Below are 9,175 nucleotides of genomic sequence, written 5' to 3'. Positions count from 1 at the left end.
GCGCCCTCCGGCACCGCTGCCCCGCGCGCCCCCCCGCCAACGCCCCGCCGCAACCCGCCCGCCTGATCCCGCGTACCCCGCCGCGTTGACAACCTCCCACCCCCCGGATACGCTGCCCCCATGAGCCAATCATCCCCGTCCGCCAACCCGACCCCCGCCGCCGACGCCGCCGCCTCGCCGCCCCTCGTCCGCCCGCTGCCCCGCTTCACGCCCGAGGCGCTCGAGGCCCTGCGCCGCGCCTGGGCGATGGTGCCCCCCGGCCGCGGCCGCTTGAACGTGACCGACATCGTCCTCGCCGTCTGCGGCCTGGACGGCGCCGGCGCCCGCCTGCTTGACGTCCTGGCGCCGGGGCGCTTGAACATGATCGAGGACCGGCTGCGGGCCTCGCAAGCCAACCTGTCGTCGGGCGACGCCTTCGGCGAGATCGACGTGCCGGACACCGTCGAGAACGTCGCCGGGAGCCCGCTCACGACGATGACGCTCGACGGGACGGCGCGGGACTTGTTCGACGCGCTGGCCAAGCGCAGCAGCGGCGTCTGCAGCACGAAGTCGCTCATCATCGTGGAAGCCGAACGGGCCGAGAGCGCCGTCGTCGGCACGCTGCAGGCGATCGGCGTCGGCGGCGGACCGGCCACGATCGCCCCCCAGCTCGAGGCCCTCGCCAAGCGGATCGGCGACGACCGGCGCGAGCCGCTCCTGACGATCGTCTACCGCCCGCTCGGCACGCTGCCCGGCACGCCGCGAACCGTCGCGTGGGGCCGCTGGGACGGCCCGATCGACCGCAGCGGCGGCGTGCCCATCGATCAGGGCGCGTGGCCGATCGCCCCGAAGACGCCGCCCATCGGCGGTGACCCATCGGCCCCCACAACCGGGGACACTCCCGTGCCCCCTTCCTCGGCCACGTATCCTCCCCCTCCCCCAGAATTGGGGGAGGGGGTCGGGGGGAGAGGGCCTGCCGCGGGCGTCCTATCGGCATCGACCGCCCCGACCCCCTCCTCCCCCCAAGGGCCCACCCTCGACCTCCTCGCCCAGGCCCGCGCCGCTTCGGTGGACGCAACCGCCGCCCTCCTCGTCAACCCCGCCTGGGTCACGCGGACGATCGCGGCGGTCGACCGCAACGCGCTCACGCTGCTCGTCGGCGACAGCCCGTCCGTGCTCGAGGCGATCGTGCTCGAGCTGGCGGCGCAGCTGGCGCGCGACACGGCCGGCGCGTTCCGCCACCGCTCGGTCATCCAGATCGAACCGGGCTACCTGGCGACGCAGCCGGGGGCCGCGCTTCGCGAAGCGATCCGCGTCGCACAGGGCGGCATCCTGTTCGTGCCCGACATCGCCCGCTTCCTGGACGCTGCCCGCTGGCCGCAGCCGGCGTCCGACCTGCGTCAGGCGATCGCCCGCAAGACCGTCACGCTGCTCGGCACGATCCCCGACAAGGCAGCCAACAGCTGGGGCAGCGCCGACCAACCGGACGCGGAGCTCGTGTTCATCGAGCCGGCGACGATCGCCGAAAGCGTGGCGATGGTCCGGGCGCGGCGGGCGATGCTCGAGGCCGCGGTCAGCACCCCGAGCTTCGCACTCAGCGTCACGGACGATGCGATCGACGCCGCAGCGCGGCTGGCCGACCGCTTCTTCCGCGAGCCGCCGCCGCCCGCCGGGGCGATCCGCCTGATCCAGGAGGCCGCCACCGCCATCAAGCTGCGCCTGTCCCACCTGCAGGCGCTGGACGACGAGCGCGTCGCGCAGACGCCGACGGTGGACGCCGACGACGTGGCGTTCGCGCTCGAACGGCTGACCGGCATCAAGGCCGGCTTGGACGATCGGGCCAAGTTGCTGCAGATCGAGGCGTTCCTGAGGGCGCGCGTCGTCGGCCAGGAGACCGCGATCACGACGGTGGCCGACACGATCCGGCGGCAGCGCGCCGGGCTGCTCGACCCGGGCCGGCCGATCGGCAGCTTCATCTTCATGGGGCCGTCGGGCGTCGGCAAGACCGAGCTGGCCAAGGCGCTGGCCGAGTTCCTGTTCGACGACGAGCATGCGATGGTCCGGCTCGACATGAGCGAATACCAGGAGAAGCACGCGGTCAGTCGGATGATCGGAGCGCCGCCCGGCTACGTCGGCTACGACGAGGGCGGGCAGCTGACCGAGCCGGTGCGCCAGAAGCCGTACCAGCTCGTGCTGTTCGACGAGATCGAGAAGGCCCATCCCGACGTGCTGATGGTCCTGCTCCAGATCATGGAGGACGGCCGCCTGACGGACTCGCGCGGGCGGACGGTCGACTTCCGGCATACGCTGATCATCATGACCGGCAACGTCGGCAGCGAGTACTTCCGCGTCCAGGACGAGGTCGGCCGCGAGAAGGTGGTCGACGCCGTGAAGGAGGCGGCGCGCGAGGTGTTCCGGCCCGAGTTCCTCGGCCGCGTCGACGAGTTTCTCATCTTCAACAGCCTCGGCAAGCCCGAGCTGCGCCTGATCGTCGACATCATGCGCAAGAAGCTCGACAAGAAGCTTGCCGCCCAACAGCTGTCGATCACGTTCGCCCCCGCCCTCGTCGACCGACTCGTCGAGTCCGGCTACCAGCCCGAGCTCGGCGCCCGCCCGCTCCGCAGCGAGATCGACCGCCAGGTCGAACGACCGCTCTCCCGACAGATCATCGAGGGTCGCTTCACGCCGGGCGACCGGCTCGTGGCCGACGTCGGCGAGGGCGGGACGGTCACGTTCACGGTGGCGCCACCCCCGACGCCGTAGCCGCGCCGTCCAACCGACGCCCGACGTGCCGGGCCGCCGCCACCCCGCCGAATGTCCGCAACACCCCATCCCCCCACCACAACACCCCAACCCAACGCGTCGCACAACCCCATTGACCCCCCACGGTCCGCCCGTACACTGCCAGGGTGTCGCAGCACCACGGCTCCACCACACCGGCCCGGCCCGACGTCGCTTCGGGTCCGTACGACGTCGACGTCGACGTCGCCGTCGTCGGCGGCGGCATCGCGGCGATGTCCGCGGCGATCTTCCTCCGCCGCGCCGGCCTCGGCGTCGTCTGCATCGAGACGTCGCCGTATCCCCACAACAAGGTCGGCGAGTCGCTCGATTGGTCGAGCCCGTGGCTGTTCCAGCAGCTCGGCGTGGCGCCGGAGACCCTCCTTGCCGACGCCGTCGCCACCCCCAAGCGCCACATCGTCGTCAACGAGGTCGGCGCCGCGCCGTGGTCGGCGACGCCGTGGCGGTTCGTCAACCGGTCGCCGCTGCGCTTCGAGACCTCGACCCTTCACGTCGACCGCACCGCCCTCGACCAGCGCCTGTACGAGCGCGCTGCCGCGCTGGGCGCCACGTTCATCTGGGAGCGCGCGACGATCGTCGAGCGCAACGGAGACCGGATCGCCGCCGTGACGACGACGTCGGGCACGCGGATCGCCGCGCGTTGGTTCGTCGATGCGACCGGCATCGCCGGCTTGTTCGCCCGCTCGCTCCAGATCCCGCGCACGCACTACGGCGAGGCCAAGGTCGCGCTCTGGACGTACTTCCACACCCCGCCGGCGACGCTCGGCACCACGTTCTTCGTCGACAACCGCGACCGCTACCTGTGCTGGGTGTGGGACATCCCGATCTCGCCCGATCGAACGAGCGTCGGCTTCATCCTTACGGCCGAGGCCATGAGGGCCCGCCGCCGCGATGGTGCATCCGTCACGGACATCCTTCACGCCGAGCTCGGCCGCTTCGAGCACTTTGACGAGCTGCTGCGTGCCCAGTCCGAGACCGAGATCTCCACGATCGCGTTCCAGCCGTACGTCACCTGCCAGGTCTGCGGCCCGAACTGGTTCATGATCGGCGAGGCTGCCTCGATGCCCGACCCGCTGACCGGCAACGGCGTGACGTCGGCCATCCGCCACGCCCGGCTGGCCGCGCAGGCGATCGCCGCCGCCGGGACGACGTCGACCCTCTCGGCCGGCGCACGGCAGCGCTACAGCGCGCATGTTCACCGCCTCGGCCATGCCTTCAACCGCAGCATCGAGCACGCCGTGTACGGTCCGGCCGTGCGCTGGGGCCTCGGCCTGCCGGCCGCAGCGCTGATCTACACGGCCTTCGGCTTCTTCATGAACGCGTTCTACACGCGCTTCGATCCGCGCGGCCGGATCGGCATGGCGCTGTTCGGCCTCCTCTTCGGCCTCGTCCGGCTGTGGATCGGCGGCTGGTCGCTGATCGCCCGGGCGATGCTCCGGCTGCGCGGGCCGGTCCGGCATGTCGCCGTGGCGCAGGCGGGCGTTCGATGAGCGGGCGGGCGATGGATCGTTGGCCGCTCGGTGCGTCAAGGGGGACGGCCCGCATCGCCGGCCTCAGCTTCACCGTCGAGGGCAACGGCCCGGCTCTGCTCTTTGTCCACGGCTTCCCGACCAGCGGTCGCCTCTGGTCGGGCATCGTCGCGCGCCTCCGCACCCGCCACACCTGTGTCGTCGTCGACCTGCCCGGCTGCGGCGACTCGCCCGCGGGCGACGGCGGACCGCTCGACGCGGCGCGGATCAGCGACGCGCTCGAGGCGGTGCGCGCCGCGCTTGGCCTTTCGTCCTGGGCGGTCGTCGGGCACGACGCCGGGGCGGTCGTCGCCGTCCACTACGCCGCGGCCCACCCTGCGCGCGTCGACGCCCTCGGCCTCATGGCCGCGCCGCTGTTCGGTGACTTCATGCCGCCGCCCGTTCTGCGCCTCCTTCGCCTGCCGCTCCTCGGTGACGTCGTCGCGCCAGCGCTCGTCCCGGCGCTGCTCCATCACCTGCCGCGCCTGCTCCGCGACCGCAGCAGAACGGCGATGGCGACGGTGGGCTCGTTCGGCGCCCCGTTCCGCGGCTTCGCGGGTGCCCGCCGCTTCCTGCGCCTGGCCCGCTGGGGCGACCCGAAGTCCGTCCTCGGCCGCACCGCCGCCCTGCTCGGCTCGTTGGCGGTGCCGACGCTCGTCGTCCACGGGGCGCACGACCCGGTGATCCCGGTCCGCTTCGCGGAGCGCGCGGCGACGGCCATCCCGGGGGCGCGCCTGGCGGTCGTCGACGCCGGCCACTTCACGCCGATCGACCGGCCCGAGGCGCTGGCGCGCGAACTGCACGCGTTCCTGGCCGAGCACCGCGTGGTCCGCGTTCCCGCCCTGGTCCGTCCAGGCTACGGCCGGTCGGACGCCCGCGCGGCCTGATCGATCTAGACATCCGGTCGACGTCGAGGCGCCTGTCGGCGCTGCGAGTCGGGCAGCAGCCCGACCGAGCCGCCACGGATCGAACCGCCGTCGCGGATCCGCGCTACCGCACGTCGCCCGTCAACGCTCCGACCCGGACCCGCACCGCCGCCGCGTCGGCCAGCGTGCTGTCGCCCCACCAGCGCAGCACCGTCTCGTAGGCCGCAACGGCCGCGTCGCGGTCGCCGGCGGCCTCGAGCAGGCGGCCGGCGCGGGCATGGCTCTGCAGCCACGTCACGGCGCCGATGGCCAGCGGATCCGCGAACGCCGCCAGGGACTCGTCACGCACGGATTGCACCATCGCCAGCGCATCCACGTCCGAACCGCCGCCGGCGGCCGCGGCTTCGGCCTGCGCGAGTCGGGCGACGTGCGGGCGCAGCCCGAACGTCGGCGGCTCCACCGGCGGCTCCGGCGCGGCAGCGGCTGCGGCTGCGAAGGCCGAGTCCGCGGCCGCGAAGTCGCCGCGCGCCAGCGCCAGCTGTCCGTCGATGTAGGCGCCGAACGCGGCGCGGTCGCGGGCATCGGGGAGGGTGGACGCGACGTCGCGCGCGAACACGGCCGGTGCCGCACCGTCGCCGGCGCGCGCCCGGTCGGCGAGTTGCCACGCGCGCGCGGTGGCAGCCACGGACGGCGGGAACGACGTCGCCAGGTCCGCCAGACGGCGGGACCAACCGCCGTCGTCCCCCCGCAGCCGGTCCAGCAAACCCAGCTGCCAGAGCGCGGCCGCTTGCCACTGCGTTGCGGCATGGCGCTCCGCCAGATCGGCCGCTTGTCGCGAACGCTCGGCCGCGCCGGCGATGTCGCCTGCGGCCGCCGCGACGGCGGCGCGCTGGAACGCGAGCCGGATTCGGAGCACGGCATCGGCGCCGGCGCGCGCGGTGGCCGAGGCAAGCGCGTCGTCGGCGGCGGTGAGCCGGGCGTTCGCGGCCAGCTCGATGGCCGGGAACACGATGCCGGCCGGATCGGTGTCGCTCGGAATCGCCCGGGCCAACACCCTTGCCGTGCGGCGGGCGGCGGCGATGTCGCCGGTCACCGCCAGGTGGACGCGCAGCAGCGCGCCCGCCGGCGCGGCGTCGCCGGGCCGTGCGGCCACGGCGGCTTCGAGCGCCTGGACGGCCGCGGCGGCGTTGCCGGCACAGGCCAGCGCCAGGCCCGTGTTCGTGAGATCGAGGTCGGCGTGCGCGGCTGCGAGGGCCGGTGCGGCCCGCGCGGCGGCCTGCAGGGCGTCCGCCGCCCCGAGGCAGTCGCCGGCGCCGCGCAGCACCGCGCCTCGGACGAGGTCACGCTCGCCGGCCGGCAGCGTCGCGGTCAACGCCATGGCTCGGCCGAGGGCATCGGCCGCAGCCACGCGCCCGAGCCGGCGCTCGGCCTCGGCGACCACGACGTGGGCCAGCGCGAAGCCCGGATCGGCGGCCACGGCTTGCTCGGCCCGCTCGTGGGCGGCGTCCCATTGCCCGTCGCGCACCGACGCAAATGCGTCCGCGTACGCGGCGAGCGCGGCGGCGCTGGACGTCGTCACGTCCAGGCCGGCCAGGGTGGTCACGGCGGGCAGCGGCGTCGGGAGGGCGTCCACGGCGTCCGGCACCGCGTCGGCGAAGGCGTCCGCCAGGCGGCGCATCGCCGGCAGCAGTTCGGCTGCCCCCGCGGCGTCGTCGGACCACGCGCCGATCGTCGCGCCCGACGCCGGATCGACGAGGTCGACCGAGAGGGCGTAGCGCCCGCCGCGAAAGCGCACGTCGCCGGCCACGATGGCGCGGACGCGCGGATCGCGCGCGGCCGCGCGCACGGCGATGGCGGGCGTGAGGGCGGCGTCGGCCGGCAGCCGCAGCCGTGCGACGAGCGCGCGAACGGCCGCGTCGGGCACGAGCACGACGTCGTCCCGCTCGGTCAAGGTGCGGCGCAGCACATCGTTGAAGCGGGCGGAGAGGCGGACGTCGTCGTCGCCGGCGGTCGACAGGTCGCCGACGCGCAGGACGGGCGGGGCGATGTCGCCGCTGCCCGTGCCGTCGGCTGTGGCGTCGTCGTCGGTGCGCTGTGGATCGTGGCCGGCGTCGACGACGAGCACGCTGGCGGGGGCCTCGTCGCGGGTCGATCCGGGCAGGCCGCCGACGCGCACGCGCGCGCCGGCGCCCAGCACGGCCAGCACCGACAGCACCGCGCATGCGATCTGCCAGCGCCGCAGCCGTCGGCGCAGCGCATCCCGCTCCAGCGTGACGGCCGCGTCCACGAGGTCGATCTTGTCGACGGCGTCCGCCTCGCGTCCGGCGAGCGTCTCGGCGACGGTCGGCAGCGGCAGGTCGGGCGGGCCGATGGCGTACGCGGCCACCTGGTGCGGTAGGTTCGTCACGCCCAGTCGAGCGAAGTGCAGGTCGGGCTGGTTGCGGACGAGGTCGACGATCTGGCCGGAAGCGCAGATGCCGCCCGGAACGGCCAGCATCTCGAGGCGCGCGGCGATGTTCACGCCGTCGCCGAGCACATCGTCGTCTTCGAACACGACATCGCCCAAGTGGATGCCGAGCCGCAGCTGGAACTCAGGGTCCCCGAAGAGCACGCGCTGGATCGCCACGGCGCAGCCGACGGCCCCGACGGCCGAATCGAAGCTCGCCAGGAAGCCATCCCCGATGTCTTTGACCCAGAGCCCGTCAAACCCCGCGACGAGCGGCTTGGCGGTGCCCCGCATCCGTCCGATGTAGTCGAGCGCCTGGCGCTCGTCGATGGCCATGTGGGCGGTGAAGCCGACGATATCGCCGACCATGATGACGGCGAGGCGCCGTGTGGGGGCATGCATCGGCGCCGATTATACGGCCGCGGCCGCGGCGGGCGGCACGGAAGGGGGCGGTGGGGACGCCGCGGGCAGCCGTTCGCCGCGGAGGAATGGGCGCCGGCGTGCATGCTGGTCGTTGACAATCGGGGGACGACTGCTTAGCCTTCGGTCCGCCATGGCCAACCCACCGCCCGAATCCGACGCCGGTGCCCTGCCTGAGGCGGACGAGCCGTCCGTCGAAGGTGCGGCGGGCGCGCCGGCCGTCGTCGTCGACGCGCTGGCGGCAGCCGTGATGAGCACGGCCAAGGGCGTGCGCGGGCGCGTGCTGTTCGTCGGCTGGTCACCCGACGGCCTGCCGGCAGCAACCGGAAGGCGCGACGCGCTGTCCGACGAGGCGCGGACGGCGCTTGACCACTACCGCGCGACCGGGCTCGACATGCGGCGCGTGCCGTTCGGGCAGCTCGTGCCGGCGACGTACCTCGTCACCGGGCCGGTGATCGACTTCAGCGACACGCGTGACCGATTGGCAGAAGACCAAGTGCAGTTCACGTGCCTCGACGTGAGCGGCGAGCGGCGCGACTACGCGGTCGGCGAGATCGGCATCCTGCGCGGGATCGTGCTGGCGCGGCAGCCGTGGCAGGCCTACGCGGGCAGCGGCCTCGACGTGGCGGTGAGCACGGTGCCGCTGTACTCCGTCTTCGCGCCGCTGCCCGACGCCACGGGCGAGACCGGGTTGGCGCTGTTGTTCCAGCCCACGATCGCCGGCGCGTCCAACGAAGCCGCGTTCCGCTCGTTCGTCCGGCATACGATCGGTCGCCTGCTCGTGCTCGACGAATCGCAGGTGCCCGCGAGCCGGCGCGGCTACCTGGAGGTGGCCGGACGCGTGGCGGGCGTTCCGCCGCGCAGCGGGCTGCTCCGATCGCTCGTCACGTTGCGCAACCTTGGCTTCGTTGACTTCGACGACGCCTGGGTGCGCGGCATGCAGCGCCGCGGCAAGCGCCTGCAGGGCGGGGTCATCCGGGCCTTGCGGGCGATCGGCATGGTCGAGGTGTCCGACGGCCTGCTGCGCGAGCTCGAGGACCCGCGACCGGACTACAACGTCGATCCGTTGGACACGACGCGGCTCGTCGACATGGCCGAGGAGATGTACGGGGTGGCGATGGAGCGGTTCGGTTTGACGTCGTAGCGGCGGCCCCCGT

Annotated in this window: 5 protein-coding genes; 4 read left to right on the top strand and 1 reads right to left on the bottom strand. The window is 73.8% G+C overall.

What is annotated here, in order from left to right; all coding sequences use genetic code 11:
• The first annotated feature begins 120 nt into the window (after positions 1–120).
• The 3 genes from IPG72_10965 to IPG72_10955 all read left to right on the top strand — a co-directional run bounded on the left by IPG72_10965 (position 121) and on the right by IPG72_10955 (position 5,173).
• Positions 121–2,742, top strand: coding sequence for an AAA family ATPase (locus tag IPG72_10965; protein MBK6769504.1), 2,622 nt, complete (start codon positions 121–123; stop codon positions 2,740–2,742).
• A gap of 146 nt (positions 2,743–2,888) precedes the next feature.
• The gene (locus IPG72_10960; GenBank protein MBK6769503.1) at positions 2,889–4,268 is read left to right on the top strand and encodes a tryptophan 7-halogenase; all 1,380 of its coding nucleotides are present in this window, start codon (positions 2,889–2,891) and stop codon (positions 4,266–4,268) included.
• Between the two features lie 11 nt (positions 4,269–4,279).
• Positions 4,280–5,173 (top strand): alpha/beta fold hydrolase, encoded by an 894-nt coding sequence (locus IPG72_10955; GenBank protein ID MBK6769502.1) that lies wholly within the window; start codon positions 4,280–4,282, stop codon positions 5,171–5,173.
• A gap of 103 nt (positions 5,174–5,276) precedes the next feature.
• On the opposite strand, the gene IPG72_10950 is transcribed toward IPG72_10955, so the two are convergent.
• Entirely contained in the window at positions 5,277–8,000 is a 2,724-nt protein-coding gene (locus IPG72_10950) for a hypothetical protein (protein MBK6769501.1), read from the bottom strand.
• A gap of 151 nt (positions 8,001–8,151) precedes the next feature.
• On the opposite strand from IPG72_10950, the gene IPG72_10945 reads away from it, so the two are divergent.
• A complete protein-coding gene (locus tag IPG72_10945; protein ID MBK6769500.1) occupies positions 8,152–9,162 on the top strand; it encodes a hypothetical protein in 1,011 nt (336 codons plus the stop codon).
• The last annotated feature ends 13 nt before the right edge of the window (positions 9,163–9,175 follow it).

It is taken from the genome of Candidatus Avedoeria danica (assembly GCA_016703025.1).
Taxonomy (GTDB): Bacteria; Chloroflexota; Anaerolineae; order Epilineales; family Epilineaceae; genus Avedoeria; species Avedoeria danica.
The sequence above is the reverse complement of the archived record's forward strand: the minus strand, read 5'-3'. Positions and strand labels throughout refer to the sequence as shown.

What these genes read in the sequence shown, in the direction of transcription:
- IPG72_10965 (MBK6769504.1), top strand. Translation starts at nt 121, where the DNA reads ATGAGCCAATCATCCCCGTCCGCCAACCCGACCCCCGCCGCCGACGCC.
- IPG72_10945 (MBK6769500.1), top strand. Translation starts at nt 8,152, where the DNA reads ATGGCCAACCCACCGCCCGAATCCGACGCCGGTGCCCTGCCTGAGGCG.
- IPG72_10955 (MBK6769502.1), top strand. Translation starts at nt 4,280, where the DNA reads ATGGATCGTTGGCCGCTCGGTGCGTCAAGGGGGACGGCCCGCATCGCC.
- IPG72_10950 (MBK6769501.1), bottom strand. Translation starts at nt 8,000, where the DNA reads ATGCATGCCCCCACACGGCGCCTCGCCGTCATCATGGTCGGCGATATC.